The 12,956-nt window shown below is 46.7% G+C and carries 14 protein-coding genes; 4 read left to right on the top strand and 10 right to left on the bottom strand.

Translation table 11 applies throughout. The annotated features are described in order from the left end of the window. Positions 1–61 precede the first annotated feature (61 nt). Positions 62–1,795, bottom strand: coding sequence for a DUF6138 family protein (locus tag FS818_RS21985; protein WP_145334713.1), 1,734 nt, complete (start codon positions 1,793–1,795; stop codon positions 62–64). A gap of 486 nt (positions 1,796–2,281) precedes the next feature. On the opposite strand from FS818_RS21985, the gene FS818_RS21980 reads away from it, so the two are divergent. After that, positions 2,282–2,557 carry a hypothetical protein gene (locus FS818_RS21980; protein WP_145334711.1) on the top strand — a complete coding sequence of 92 codons (276 nt, stop codon included), beginning with the start codon at positions 2,282–2,284 and terminating at the stop codon, positions 2,555–2,557. Here the strand turns inward: FS818_RS21980 and FS818_RS21975 are convergent. From FS818_RS21975 to FS818_RS21950, 6 genes are all read right to left on the bottom strand, one after another. Continuing rightward, positions 2,529–2,717, bottom strand: a complete 189-nt coding sequence (locus FS818_RS21975) for an aspartyl-phosphate phosphatase Spo0E family protein (protein WP_123065934.1) — start codon at positions 2,715–2,717, stop codon at positions 2,529–2,531. The two genes, FS818_RS21980 and FS818_RS21975, sit on opposite strands and share 29 nt — an antisense overlap. A 249-nt stretch (positions 2,718–2,966) precedes the next feature. Further along, positions 2,967–4,001 (bottom strand): hypothetical protein, encoded by a 1,035-nt coding sequence (locus FS818_RS21970; RefSeq protein ID WP_145334709.1) that lies wholly within the window; start codon positions 3,999–4,001, stop codon positions 2,967–2,969. Between the two features lie 67 nt (positions 4,002–4,068). After that, the gene (locus FS818_RS21965; RefSeq protein WP_145334707.1) at positions 4,069–5,067 is read right to left on the bottom strand and encodes a cysteine peptidase family C39 domain-containing protein; all 999 of its coding nucleotides are present in this window, start codon (positions 5,065–5,067) and stop codon (positions 4,069–4,071) included. Beyond that, a complete protein-coding gene (locus tag FS818_RS21960; protein WP_260984783.1) occupies positions 5,060–5,974 on the bottom strand; it encodes a helix-turn-helix transcriptional regulator in 915 nt (304 codons plus the stop codon). The genes FS818_RS21965 and FS818_RS21960 overlap by 8 nt, the downstream gene beginning before the upstream one ends. A 140-nt stretch (positions 5,975–6,114) precedes the next feature. Next, positions 6,115–6,309 carry a hypothetical protein gene (locus FS818_RS29415; protein WP_145334703.1) on the bottom strand — a complete coding sequence of 65 codons (195 nt, stop codon included), beginning with the start codon at positions 6,307–6,309 and terminating at the stop codon, positions 6,115–6,117. Between the two features lie 181 nt (positions 6,310–6,490). Beyond that, entirely contained in the window at positions 6,491–6,817 is a 327-nt protein-coding gene (locus FS818_RS21950; RefSeq protein ID WP_145334701.1) for an ArsR/SmtB family transcription factor, read from the bottom strand. Between the two features lie 207 nt (positions 6,818–7,024). On the opposite strand from FS818_RS21950, the gene FS818_RS21945 reads away from it, so the two are divergent. Next, positions 7,025–8,392, top strand: coding sequence for an MFS transporter (locus FS818_RS21945; RefSeq protein WP_145334699.1), 1,368 nt, complete (start codon positions 7,025–7,027; stop codon positions 8,390–8,392). A gap of 177 nt (positions 8,393–8,569) precedes the next feature. Here FS818_RS21945 and FS818_RS21940 read toward each other — a convergent pair whose 3' ends face one another. From FS818_RS21940 to FS818_RS21930, 3 genes are all read right to left on the bottom strand, one after another. Next, positions 8,570–9,022, bottom strand: coding sequence for a nuclear transport factor 2 family protein (locus FS818_RS21940; RefSeq protein WP_145334696.1), 453 nt, complete (start codon positions 9,020–9,022; stop codon positions 8,570–8,572). 172 nt (positions 9,023–9,194) lie between these two features. Further along, positions 9,195–9,602 carry an RrF2 family transcriptional regulator gene (locus FS818_RS21935; RefSeq protein ID WP_090924327.1) on the bottom strand — a complete coding sequence of 136 codons (408 nt, stop codon included), beginning with the start codon at positions 9,600–9,602 and terminating at the stop codon, positions 9,195–9,197. 139 nt (positions 9,603–9,741) lie between these two features. Then, complete coding sequence (locus tag FS818_RS21930; RefSeq protein WP_145334694.1) at positions 9,742–10,581, bottom strand: AraC family transcriptional regulator; 840 nt, start codon at positions 10,579–10,581, stop codon at positions 9,742–9,744. A 118-nt stretch (positions 10,582–10,699) separates the two neighbouring features. Between FS818_RS21930 and FS818_RS21925 the strand changes: the two genes are divergently transcribed. Both FS818_RS21925 and FS818_RS21920 read left to right on the top strand, forming a co-directional pair. Continuing rightward, a complete protein-coding gene (locus FS818_RS21925) occupies positions 10,700–11,704 on the top strand; it encodes a Gfo/Idh/MocA family protein (RefSeq protein ID WP_145334692.1) in 1,005 nt (334 codons plus the stop codon). Positions 11,705–11,814: 110 nt separating this feature from the next. Next, positions 11,815–12,765: an aldo/keto reductase gene (locus FS818_RS21920; RefSeq protein WP_145334690.1), complete on the top strand. Its 951-nt coding sequence runs from the start codon at positions 11,815–11,817 to the stop codon at positions 12,763–12,765. The last annotated feature ends 191 nt before the right edge of the window (positions 12,766–12,956 follow it).

The raw sequence follows: 12,956 nt of genomic DNA, 5'->3' as shown, positions 1-12,956 counted from the left end.
TACTATTCAATGGATCGCCAAGGTCATTTATATGAATTGGTTTAATTGGTAAAAGAATCGTTTATTGGCCTGCGGCCTTCGACAGCCTCAGTAATAATTCTTTTCGTTTCCCCTCCGCCTTGCGAGCCAGTGCGACCAGTTTCTCCACCTTGCCAAAAATCGGATAGAGCACACGCTGAACTTCATAGGATTCCAACTCTTGAACCTGTTCCAGTAGCCATTCAAGCTTCTCTTCCTGCTCGAACTCCGGCAGCAATTTGAGCTTCAGTCCGTCCGTTGAACGCCGCAAACTCTGAACGAGAACCGGCACTGAGTCTGCTGTCACCCCATATTTATCGGCAAAGGCAGCAATAAATTTGTCCTGAATCATCTGATGCTCATCATCGACCTGCCCCATATAATCGTGAATCAGAGGAAAATACTGCTCGCTCGTAAGTCCAAGCCCAAAAGCTGCATAGCTTCCAGGCATTCCACTCTTCTCCCCCTCTGTATCAGCATAAAACTCAAATTCCTGGATGGCTACTCGTGCGTATTGTTCCAGAAGTGAATACAGCTCCGGATATTCCAGAGCATTTGCAAAGAATCGGTGTGTATCTGATTTGGCAAGTCCCTTGATTGGAAGATACTGTTTTACTTTTGATTTCAGTTTGATGTGATAACTCTTGGGGAAACCCTGCTCCAGCAAACGAATAATAAAGGCTATCGCCTGTTGATATGCTCCTGGTCCTTTCTGATGTATCTGAATCGTTATCCTCGCAAAAACATCATTGGCCTGGCACTCCACCTGCTCCGTTTTAACATAGGTATCTTCCGGCTTATATGCACCACTGCCCTCAGTTAACATCCGATCTGCCTGCTCACTACCGAGCTGCTTCGCGAGTTCCAGAAATTTAAGCCCCCTTGGCTTGCTGTAGCTAGGTTCGAAACGCAAAATCATCACCGCTGCATAGAGGAGCAGATCGATGGGGTGTGAACCCTCATCCTGAGCCTGAGCCAGATCGAAATCCTGATCCATTTCCTTATCCTTACTTATATTTATATATTTAACAAGTCCGCCCAGCTTCTGATCCGGCTTCAACGTGTATTCATTTTCACAATATTCTGATATCTTCACGTCGAAATACTGTGGCAAAAACTGCTTCTCCGCCCATAGCGTGAGCGCATAAATGATCGTATGACGGTGCTCGGCGAGAGCCTCTTTCCGTTCCTTATTCAACGTTTGAATCTGTTCATATTGTTTAATGACCCATGCAGCATCCATGGATGGAAACAACACGGGATCAAGCAGATGTTTTGCCAAAAAAGTCGTTTCAAGCGGCTTGGTCGGGTACACACCATTCTCCAGTTTATGCTCTGTATACGTACGAATTCGTTCCAGCAGCTGCTGTCTTTTCTCTTCGTTGATGTATTCCAGCAACGTCAGTTTCAGCATCCCGTTGCTTGTAGGAAACTTCCCTCTAAACGTAAACCGGTAATCAATCAGCGGTGTATCTGCCCATTCAGCCAATTTTTCCTGAACCACTTCAACCAGCCTTGGCTGGATTTCGGCGCGTACCATTTCTTCTGTAAACCGGATCGCCTGCGTCGATAATGAGCCTTCATCCCATCCCATATCCAGGCTATCCACGATCGTTCTTCCCGGCTTGTACAAAACAAAGATATCATCGAATATGCCCATCTGCAGTTTCGTTCGTTGGATCGTCTGCTCTAAATCCTTACGTGCCGTTTGCTCATCAAACCATTCATGAATGGCCTGAATCATCTCTTCCAGAGCTTGTTCCAATGCTGCTGTCATTCTATCTCCTGCCTTTCTCGTAAAACATGTTGTATGTACTCTTGCTCCAACACCACGACGGCTTCTATCTCAAACTGCCTGAGCAGTCTGTACATTGAATGATAAAAATGCGCATTAACGTTCGCATTCAAACTATATTTTACACGCTCGGTCATACTCGCAACAATAAGTCTTACGCACGGTTGTCCCCTACTTGCTTCTGATCAAGAGTTCCTTCTCTGGCGTGAAACTTCGGAGGAAGCACAAAAAATACACCGAAATGAGATGTTAACAACGTCGTTTCAGTGTATTTATGAAATTGCCTATATCCTTGTCGGACTTTCGTACGATTACTTGAAGACTAAACTCCTACAGCTAAGCAAAACAGAAATCATTCAGGTTATAAAATATTCAGGTTATGTATGATATAGCTATCCCCAAATTTTAACAGATGCTATATAATGTAAATAGATATTGCATTCCACACTTATGAAGGAGGATACCATGATGAAGTTGACAGAAGAAGGTGTGTTAGTGGTTGAAGAAAAGGATATTGACTATATGTACTGCTACCGGGATCGAGACGGATTTAGGTTTGATGACTCATTTTTCATTGAATTAGAGTCACAAAAAATAACATTCTCTGAAGGCGATGTCCGAACGATTCACTTTCAGTTTAAAGAAGAGATGCCGCTCTACGAAGAACGCGGACGACTTGTTTCGGAGGTTCAGTCTGCCGTTCGTACACTTGACCCTAGCTATGATGGTTCCTTTGTGAAATAAAGCGTTTGGCATCGTTATATTCGTTAATTAATTCATCCAGCACCATCGACTGACGAATGACTTCCGGATGTTGCAGACTCGTATATTGGTTTGCCATCTGGTAAAGTCTCAACCTTGCGTTTTCGATACATTCCTGAAGGGTTTCCGGGTTCCGTACCATCGTTCTGCCCCCATTCATTCCTTGAATTCATCATCCAAATAAGACCATATATTATAATATTCGGAATGAAGTGGGATTCAGATTACCTTTATTTCAAATTTTATATATTATTTTTCTAAAAGCAGCTTTTATCCTTATTGAGTTCGAAACTCGAATGATATGCAAAAAAGACACCAGATTGGCTTATCGCCTTTCTGGTGTCTAACATGTCTAGATGTACAGCTTATTCAATGTTAAAGTGTCGTATTGTTATCTGAGCCCAATATCCGAGAAGCGATTGTTGATCGTTTCAGGAAAAGCATGTTTAATTGCATCAATGGCAGCCTGTTCCGTACCCCCTGCGTTTCGAATCAGTTCAATAACTTGCTGCACACTTTCCGGTTCCCTTGCATCCCATGCCGCGGAATCATCCAGTACTTCAACAATAGATGCATAGAGATCAGCGAGCTGTGTATATTTTACAATGACTTGATCCATATGCGGCGATAAATGTTCAAGCGCTCTGACATATGAGGCGATGTCCCCTCTTGTATAAGCATAATAGCGAAGCACCGCTGCCGCCTGATGGCTCTCATAGTTTCCGGACTGCAGCACCTCCGCAACCGCGGTGTATGCGGCAGAACCGCAAGCGTAATCTTGCGCTGGCAGCATATAGTCGTGCGTTTCCCATTTGTATACAGCCTGGATTAACGACTCCTTGCATACCTCCCACATATCGATGGATTGGTGAGCTTCCAACACTTGATAATACCAATAGGGTGAGTTATTCCGGCCGACTAAGGAATAGGGTAAACGAAGCATGTCAGGATCATCTCCTGTGCAGAGAAACAGGACTTCCTCGTCATCGTCGTATCCGACAACCACCACAAATTGATCATGCCACAGCACCGCCCCGGTTCCCCGGTCAATCGAGGCCTTAATATCATGCAATGCCTGCTTCTGATAGAGTGGGAACGTCGGTTCAAAGGAAAACCCGGCAGCCTGACTCGCTGTCACGCCGATGAAATCAGCAGCAACAAAGTTCTCTGCCATCCAGTTATATGCCGAGATGGATTCTGTCGTCAGACGACGGTCCACCACGAAACGAAAAAGACTTGCTGTCATGCCTGCAATCATATAGCGCGGAAGATGTGTCCACTTTTGGTGTAATAAAATAGGATATAACGCATCTGCATAGGTGCCTGCCCCGTATCGCCATGCATCCGTGTTTGTGATCTCCGAATTGCTCTGAGGTAGTCGCTGCATTAAATCAGCTAAATCAGTCAATAACCTCATTTTATTCATTCTTTGAGCCCCATTCCTGCATCCATTCTGCCTTCCTTTTCTTCATCGTACGTCCCCATCCCCAGTTCTAACGTGCGGAGTGTGTGCCCCAGCGGGGTACCGTAGATCGTTTACGATCGGCATACTGCGCGGATATATTACGAAAAGAATCAACCGCCTGTTCTTCAAGTAACTTCGCCTGTCCAAGCCACTGCGCAAGTTGCTCATTGGTATCCTCCCGCAGTACAAGCCCGTTTTCTTCCCTTACCAGAAATGATCTCATCTGCTGGATGCGTTCAGCAATCTGGGTATAACACGTTAATGCCAGATCCAGTTCAGTCCATAAGCCGCGAACATCATGTAAATACATTTGAATCTCGGTACGCGATTGGCAGTACGAATCCAGAAGGTAGGCTGCTCCTGCACCATCGTAAACTCCAGAGCGCAGTGCCTCGATCCATACGTCATATGCCTGCCTGCCCGAAGCAATATCCCGATCAGGTAACAAACGGTACGGAATATCCCAATCCTCCATTGCCAGGCGTAAAGATTCCAGCACCATCTCCTGTTCTGTAAGCTGTACCTGGTCACCAAAGATCTGGCAGTACCAGAAACCGGTGAAATTCAATCCGAAATTATCATACAGTAAAATATGCGGCTCTTTGCTCCAACCATCCTGCACATAAAAGACCCGATCTGCATCATCGTATCCATAAATGACACCAAATTCGGGCATCCAGTAGATGACGCCTTTGCCTTCATCCAGACTACGCTTGATCCAATTCACAGCATCTTGTTGATAATAGGCAAATGTCGGATGGCGACTGCGTCCCCCATCATATATTGTAAATAGGCCAAGATTGTCGATTCCGCCTTGATGAGACACTCCCCACTGTCCGTATGCCGTTACCGACATCGGCAGTAATCTCTTATGAACCGATAATTTAAAGGCCATGCCGGTATACCCTGCAAGCATATACTTCTCACCCTGGAATTGACCTGTATGCCGCAAAATCGCATGTAGGCTGTCCACAAATGATTTGGATTCCCTTGTCATCACCAGATGCTCCAGCATGTTCTCAGCCATCCTGTTCTCTCCCTTTCTGTCCCCTGCTAAGCCGCTCTGTCATTTCTTCTACCCGCTTCATCAGCTTGCGTCTGAGCCATCCCGGGGAGAGTAGTTCCTCCCACTCCGCGGCGTACAGATGTTGCAAAAATACGTCCGCATCGTAAAATTCTATCCAGCAGACCTGACCCTTTCGCTCCCGAATCCGGAACCCTTGCCACAGCTCTGATCGCTGCATTTCACGGAAACGAATCTCGGCCACAAACGGTTTCCGCACAGGCAACGTATCTTCCCAGCTACTGATCCATGTATCCTGGTTGCATTCAAAGCGTTCGTCCAGTAGCGTCAGCTGCATGATGCTTTCCAGCCGAATCGGTGTCTGTTGTAGCGGGTCTGTCTCATAACCGACTACATAGTCTGCATTAAACTGGGCAGTCAGCTTCACTGGACAGAAGGTGATCTGGTGCTCCCCCTCATGATTCTTGTAATAGATATGCACTTTTCGTGCATCCTCTATCGCATGGGACAACAATTTAAACCATTGAAGGTGCCTGGGCGATGCCGCAAACACCGGATACTGCTCTTTGGGCAGATGCTCCTCCATCGTAAAACGTTCCAATAAGTGTGCCACCCGTTTCACCGTATCCGAATGCTCATAGTCATAATGCCGATATCGGTGAGCCAGATATTTGAGAACGCCTTGTTCCTCATCCGTCATATATAAATGCGGCAAACGAAAGGTCTGATCCTCGTAACAATACCCTCGATACTTGGCTACATACACCAATGGGGCTCTGAGGGTATTTACCATATATTCAATATCACGCTGCGCCTGACGCCGAGATATCTCGAATTGTTGGGCCAGGCCACCGCTGTTCGGAAAACGCCCGCTTCGAATCTGTTCATCGAACCAATGAATCCGATGCATACTACTCAAGCGATTTCACCCCCTGAATCATTCCAACGTTTATTCCTGTATTATAACAAAAGGGCATAGCCTGTTCCGAAGAACAGGCCATGACAGGTTATCCGTATAACATTTACGTACACGTATGTTAGCTTTCAACGCTATACATTTGCTTCTGCCAGATCTACTCTGTACTGCACGGCTTTGGAGCATTTTTTGCAAACTTTCAGACTCGTGCCATCTGTTTTCGTTTGCGTATACAACAATTTGATTCGTGTACTCTTGCATATTGGACATGTTCCCCGACCTCTGGACGGAAGACTCCACAGAACGCGACCTCTTTTTGTTTTAGCCAATGATTGTGAACCTCTTTTCAATAGGGTTTATGTGTTTTTGTTCACCATCATTATAGAGGCATTGGGACGACACAGAATGTCGCATCAGGAGCAATCTTTTATCGAGTTCAATATGGAGTCTTTCATGGGCATCTATCCCAAAAATAAAAAATGCCCCTTCTTCATATAGAAGAAAGGACATTCATTCAGCCGATTCTGTGCTTGTCAGTGCTGCAGCTTGGAGAAGAGGCTGTAACAACCCTGGAAATCTCTCTTCCAGATCCTCCGACCGTAGTGTAATAAAATGCTGTGTACCCTGTACTCGGACGCGAATGACACCCGCCTCCCGTAAAGTACGAATATGGTGCGACATCGTTGATTTCACAACACGAGCATGAAAATGACTGCATGGTTGCTCCCCGCTTCTGGCGGATTCAGCCACAATGCCCAGCCGTGTCGGGTCGCTGAGCGCATAAAGCACTGAAGAAAGCTCAATATCCGCCACTTGTGGATGATGTAAAATTTTCATAAGGCAGTCTCCTTTTTTTTAAGACTATGCATTGTATTCTAACATACATCCATGATATATTTCTAATGTTCGATACCAATCGAACTTATATCATTTCGCATGCATCCCTTGTTGTGGAACACAGGGGCTGACATTATACACCATTTTGCAAATGTTACACACCGTTTCTGAAATGTTGCGAAATACACATCACGATAGGAGGTTTTTATGAACAACACGGCTACGGCAACTCCGATGGAACGGACTAGCATACAAGAAGGATTAATTGTGGCATTACTTGGTTTCACCGTTGTACTCGTCGTGATGAACACGATGATGTTTAATCTGGCTCTGCCTAAAATTGCGGCTGAATTCAAGCTGACCTCTGTTGCTTCTTCCTGGATTGTTACGGGTTATTCCATCGTATTTGCGATTTCCTCGATTACATTCTCACGTTTGTCCGATTTTGTGCCGATACGCACCCTGTTTACCACCGGGCTTACACTGCTTGGAACCGCATCTGTCTTGGGTTTCTTCAGTGACCACTTCATTATTCTGCTCATTGCGCGTCTGGTTCAAGCCGCAGGTGCAGCTTCCGTTCCGGGACTTGCGATTGTGCTGATTACCCGCTACATTCCGAATGAACGCCGGGGTAAATCCATGGCCGTCATCATGTCCGCCAGTTCGCTGGGTTTGGGACTTGGCCCGGTGCTTGGCGGAAGCATTACACAGTTTTTGGGATGGCATGATCTGTTTATCGTTACCGGTTTAGCACTGTTTTTAATCCCTGTTTTTTATAAACTGTTACCGCGAGAGACGCCGCAAAAGGGTTCCTTCGACATGCTAGGCGCGGTTTTGCTTGCCATCGGTACAACCGGGATTCTGTTATTTCTGACTTCTCGCCAGATCATTACACTCATCATCGGGGTAAGCGCACTGTTGCTGTTCTGGTTCCGCATTCGCCGTGCAGCTGATCCGTTTGTGCAACCGGCATTGTTCAAAGACAAGAAATATATGATCCTCAGCTCGCTGGGAATCGTATCTTACATTAATAACTTCGCTACCTTGTTCCTGCTGCCGCAGGTTCTTGCACATCTCTATGGACTGACACCGGCACAATCGGGACTTGTCATCTTCCCGGGTGCGCTTGTGTCCATGCTGCTGTCAAACCGCATCGGGCGTATGATTGATCGTCATGGCAATACGTTGTTATTGAAGTTTGCTCCTTGGCTGCTCCTGGCCGCTGCCGGACTGTTCGCTCTGTTTGCAGACCAAAGCATCTACGCCATCATGGTTGTATATATGCTACTCAGCGTCGGTTTCTCATCATTGACGACTAGCGTATCCAACGAATTATCAGGCAATCTGTCCATGGATCAAGTGGGCGCAGGCATGGGACTGTTCCAGCTAAGTCAATTTTTCAGCGGTGCATTCAGCGTAGCTGTAACCGGAGTCGCTTTGACCGCGATGCAGAACATGCAGCTATCTTCGGCGTATAGCTTTATTTTCTGGGGCATGACCGTGGTGGGCCTCGCATCCGTTATATTTTCGCAAATTTATCTGAGAATGCAGTCACGGAAACGTACTGTAGCCTAATTCGAAATTGGATTAGCTTGACCAAGCCAGAAGGCACTGTCATCCGACAGGTCTTCTGGTTTTTTTTATTTTCTCGGGGATATGTTTAATGATGTCATCGTTGCAAAGAAAACAAAACCAAAGAGCCTGATCAAGATCAGACTCTCCGTGTGAATTGTATAATCAATTAGCGGTTGCTTATTCGAACAGATCCAGACGCAAACGTTTCAAGCTGGTATGCTGAATACGCCACTGTCCATCGATCTTGACAAATGTTTCGTGATAATGCCCGAATCCGTGGAAAGATTTGTTCTCGTTGCCTTCCGGGAACGTCACCCAGTCCTCCATCGGAGAAATAACCTTGGCTTCAGTCGCAGATACAAACTCCACCTCCGCACTATGTACGTGATGCACAGTCACCGCCGGGTCTACAAGGTCACGGAACACTTGTACAATCGTGTCACGTCCAGTCAGAACGGGAATCGGATTGCCTTCCGTACTGAAATCGGCAACGGCATCGGGAGCAAATACGTCAACGAGTTCGTCCCATGCTTTCGTATCGATATAGCGGCAGTAACGCGCCTTGGTATTTCTAATATTTTCAAGTGCAAGCAGTTGCTCCAGTTCCGTCATCGCCGTCGTTTGGCTCATGTGTATTCCCTCCAGAGATGTAAGATGTGATTAAGTATGTATAGATAATATCTTCCTTATTGTAGCATTGCCCTTCTGTCAGGCACAACGTTGCAACAAGTGAGAAATCTAAAAGCATTACCCAATCTTACTGGAATAGAAACATTCAAGAGCCACACTAGAGCGGTAAAGATTACAGCGAATGAGCTTCCCTCATCTGGGACGCGAGCTCAGACATTTTTTTATGTTGCAGGAAACTTTCCATCTCTTCTTCCGCCTGAACCATCACCTGCTGGATCAAACACGCTGCATTATGATTCTGTGAGCATTCAAACAAGGAAGCCTTGCCTTCGATGGCATGAATGATTTCCAGAAAAGAAGGATCAGGGTTCTTGCGACTAAGTCGATAACCGCCATTGGCACCGGAAGTGGATTCGATCATGCCCGCTTTAACCAGTTTGGTCAATATTTTCGACAAGTACGTTGGAGATACTTTCTGGAATTCAGCCAGTTGATGCACGCTAATCAGTTGCTCGGGCGCAGTGCTAACCAGATATAACATCGTATGCAACGCATAGTTGGTCGCTTTGGAATATTTCATGAGAGGACACCTCATATATACGGATTTAATTTATCCATAATAGACCTGATTGAAGGCTCTGTCAAACGAATACACATGAGAGTCGCAAGGTAGATGGCGTTTCAGCGTTGCTGGAAGTTTGCTTCATCCATTTTTTTTCTTATTTATGGTAAAGCCCACGGTAATCAGTAGGTGTCATGCCCTCGTGCGCCATAAACTGGCGGTTAAAATAACTTGCATTGGGATATCCCGCTTCCTCGGCAATCTGCCCAATGTTAGCCGACGGTCGTTCAAGCAGCCATTGCTTGGCCATCTGTAACCTGGAACGTGTGATAAACTCCATTGGCGTCATCTCTACGGCATTCTTGAACATTTTGCAAAAATAATACGTACTCACTCCTGCGCGATCCGCCCAGTCTTGTAACAGAAAAGGCTCACAAGCCTCCTGTTGCATCTGCGGCAATAACGACAGCACTCTGCTCTCCGTTTTGCTCGTGGTGCGTGTGTTCTTGAGCGGTACCGCATGCTGTACAAATTCCGCCAGCAAAGCATAGGTCAACGTGGACAACTGGGCTGGACGAAGCATCCGGTTCTGTTCCACCTCTTCAAGCAACGCCAGATGAGCGTCTTCCCAGGAAGTACGCTGTCTCAGCGTCCATAAAAGGTTGCGGTGCAAGCCTCGTTCCAGCATATAATCATGCAACCGTTCCCCATAAAAATGAACCCAGCGTACGTCCCACGGCTCATCTTCGCTACTATAATAATGCTGCCGCTGATGCGGGAAATAAAGCACTGCTTGACCTGCCCTGAGCTCATGCACCACCCCATCAGCCTCTACATATCCTTTGCCTGCCGCAACATAGTGAATGTTAAAATTATTAAGCACCCCTGCCTCACGTAATACAGCGTGCTGGGCATGATCCGTATAGTGTCCAACGGACTCAGGATAACAGAAATAGGGGATATCCTGCAGGGTCAGCAATACGGTTTGTCTCATCATGGTCGGTTCACCCCATTAAACAATATTGTGTTAATTCAATTCAATATATTATCATTTTAATTCATTCATCTATTCTTTATAATCACAATATACATTCAAATACAGGAGGAAACAAGTTATGAATTCTGTTCAAAAGTTACGCTGGGGCATTCTCGGCAGCGCCAACATTGCAATAGGTTCCGTCATTCCTGGCTTGCAGCAATCGGAGTTGAACGAGGTTACCGCTATTGCCAGCCGGGATCTTGATAAAGCACAGCAAACCGCTGATAAACTTGGAATTGAAAAGGCTTACGGAAGCTATGAAGCCATTTTGGAAGATGATTCAATTGATGCCGTTTACATTCCACTTCCGAATCATCTGCACCGGGAATGGACGATTCGCGCAGCACAGGCTGGCAAACATATTTTATGCGAAAAACCACTCGCTCTTACGGAAAAAGAAGCGCTCGAGATGGTTGAAGCTTGTGCTGATGCAGGCGTGCATCTGGCCGAAGCGTTTATGTACCGCCATCACCCGCGTTATGACCAGATTAAGGAGATTATTGCCAGCGGCGAGATTGGCGAAATCCGTGGCATCCACAGTACGTTTTCGTTTAACAATTCCGGGTCATCCGGCAATGTTCGTTTCCGTAAGGAATGGGGCGGCGGCGCGCTGTACGATATCGGCTGTTACTCCATTAGTGCGGCTCGCCTCCTGCTGGGACAGGAGCCGAAGGCCGTGACTGTTATCGGTATGTTCTCACCAGAGCATGATCAGGTGGATATGATGGCTTCCGGACTGCTTGAATTCGATAACCATGTTGGCGTTACGTTTGACAGCAGTATGTGGGCAGCCTTCCGTAATACGCTAGAGGTGCTTGGCTCTGACGGTATTATCGAAGTCCCTTCTGCCTATATTGCCCGTACAGACAGCAGTTCTAACTTCTATGTTACGGCAGGCGGTGAACGCCGTGAGGTTGAGGTGCCACAGGTCAATCATTATGCATTACAAGGTGACGATATGGCTCGCGCTGTACTTCAAGGCAAGGGACTTCGTTTCGCTCCTTCCGATGCGGCAGCCAATATGAAAGTCCTTGAAGCTTGTCTTCGCTCGGCAGAAGAACGTACACGAATTACGTTGTGAGGCACGAACCAGAGACTATATGCTCTACAATATACTGCAAAGAACAGTAAGGAACTGCAAAGCACTCCCAAACGAATTGTAACCTTTATATAAGAGAGGACGGTTTATCTATGGAATATATTGAAATCGCCGGTGCTGGCAAAAAAGTCTCAAGGCTAATCAAAGGAACAGATTATTTCTTCCATGATACGTATGAGAAAGCTGCAACAAACCTGGATGCGTTTCTGGCGATCGGCGGCAACACGGTGGATACAGCGCACATCTATTGCGGCGGTCAGAGCGAAGAGGTACTGGGACGTTATATGAAGGAACGCGGCAATCGCGACCAGATGGTTATTCTCACCAAAGGGGCACACCATGACCAGAACGGCCCTCGCGTGAATGCGGATGCCATTCGCAAAGACCTAACTGAAAGTCTGGAGCGTTTACAGACGGAGCATGTCGAGCTATACGCACTGCATCGGGATGATCCTAACATGCCTGTGGCTGCCATTCTGGAGGCACTGAACGAACACATCGAGTCTGGCAAAATCGGTGCCATCGGCGCCTCTAACTGGACCTGGCAACGGTTAGAAGAAGCTAACGCTTATGCCGCCTCCCATGGTCTCAAAGGATTCACGTTCAGCAGTCCAAACCTCAGTCTCGCCAAAGCGAACGAGCCATTCTGGGCAGGCTGTGTATCGGCGGATGCCGAAACGCTCGCATGGCATGAGCAAACAAAACTGCCGCTCCTGTCCTGGTCTTCCCAGGCTCGCGGTTTCTTCACTGGTCGATTCACACCAGAGGTACGCGACAATGCGGACTTGGTGCGTGTATTCTACAGCGATGGCAACTGGGAACGACTTCGTCGTGCCGGGGAATTGGCTGCATCCAAGAATACAACGGCGATTCAGATTGCGTTAGCATATGTATTGAATCAGTCCTTCCCGACCTGTGCCTTAATTGGTGCACAGAATCAAGCAGAGTTGCTCTCCTGTGACGAAGGCTCCCGCATCACGCTAACTTCGGAAGAGATCGCCTGGATCGATCTGGCGAGTGAAATTAAGCCAGCAGGCGTCTGAGGTTTATATCTGAAACTTTAAAAGCTTTAAATCCGCTAAACATAAAAAACATAAGTCATTGAACAAATTACAAATGACTGAACAAAAAAGGGATTAAGGCAGTGCACTTCTGCCTTGGTCCCTTTTTTGGGGATAGCTATATGTAGCGCAACATTAGCTTGGGCCAGATATTTTGGCAATATTACCACGCA

Origin of the sequence: Paenibacillus xylanexedens, assembly GCF_007680605.1 — a bacterium.
In the GTDB taxonomy this organism is placed as follows: Bacteria; Bacillota; Bacilli; order Paenibacillales; family Paenibacillaceae; genus Paenibacillus; species Paenibacillus xylanexedens_B.
This window is presented reverse-complemented; position numbering and strand designations above follow the sequence as displayed.

Bases quoted from the DNA above. Each gene is read 5' to 3' on its own strand.
- FS818_RS21985 (WP_145334713.1), bottom strand. From the start codon at position 1,795: ATGACAGCAGCATTGGAACAAGCTCTGGAAGAGATGATTCAGGCCATT.
- FS818_RS21980 (WP_145334711.1), top strand. From the start codon at position 2,282: ATGAAGTTGACAGAAGAAGGTGTGTTAGTGGTTGAAGAAAAGGATATT.
- FS818_RS21975 (WP_123065934.1), bottom strand. From the start codon at position 2,717: ATGGTACGGAACCCGGAAACCCTTCAGGAATGTATCGAAAACGCAAGG.
- FS818_RS21970 (WP_145334709.1), bottom strand. From the start codon at position 4,001: ATGAATAAAATGAGGTTATTGACTGATTTAGCTGATTTAATGCAGCGA.
- FS818_RS21965 (WP_145334707.1), bottom strand. From the start codon at position 5,067: ATGGCTGAGAACATGCTGGAGCATCTGGTGATGACAAGGGAATCCAAA.
- FS818_RS21960 (WP_260984783.1), bottom strand. From the start codon at position 5,974: ATGCATCGGATTCATTGGTTCGATGAACAGATTCGAAGCGGGCGTTTT.
- FS818_RS21950 (WP_145334701.1), bottom strand. From the start codon at position 6,817: ATGAAAATTTTACATCATCCACAAGTGGCGGATATTGAGCTTTCTTCA.
- FS818_RS21945 (WP_145334699.1), top strand. From the start codon at position 7,025: ATGAACAACACGGCTACGGCAACTCCGATGGAACGGACTAGCATACAA.
- FS818_RS21940 (WP_145334696.1), bottom strand. From the start codon at position 9,022: ATGAGCCAAACGACGGCGATGACGGAACTGGAGCAACTGCTTGCACTT.
- FS818_RS21935 (WP_090924327.1), bottom strand. From the start codon at position 9,602: ATGAAATATTCCAAAGCGACCAACTATGCGTTGCATACGATGTTATAT.
- FS818_RS21930 (WP_145334694.1), bottom strand. From the start codon at position 10,581: ATGATGAGACAAACCGTATTGCTGACCCTGCAGGATATCCCCTATTTC.
- FS818_RS21925 (WP_145334692.1), top strand. From the start codon at position 10,700: ATGAATTCTGTTCAAAAGTTACGCTGGGGCATTCTCGGCAGCGCCAAC.
- FS818_RS21920 (WP_145334690.1), top strand. From the start codon at position 11,815: ATGGAATATATTGAAATCGCCGGTGCTGGCAAAAAAGTCTCAAGGCTA.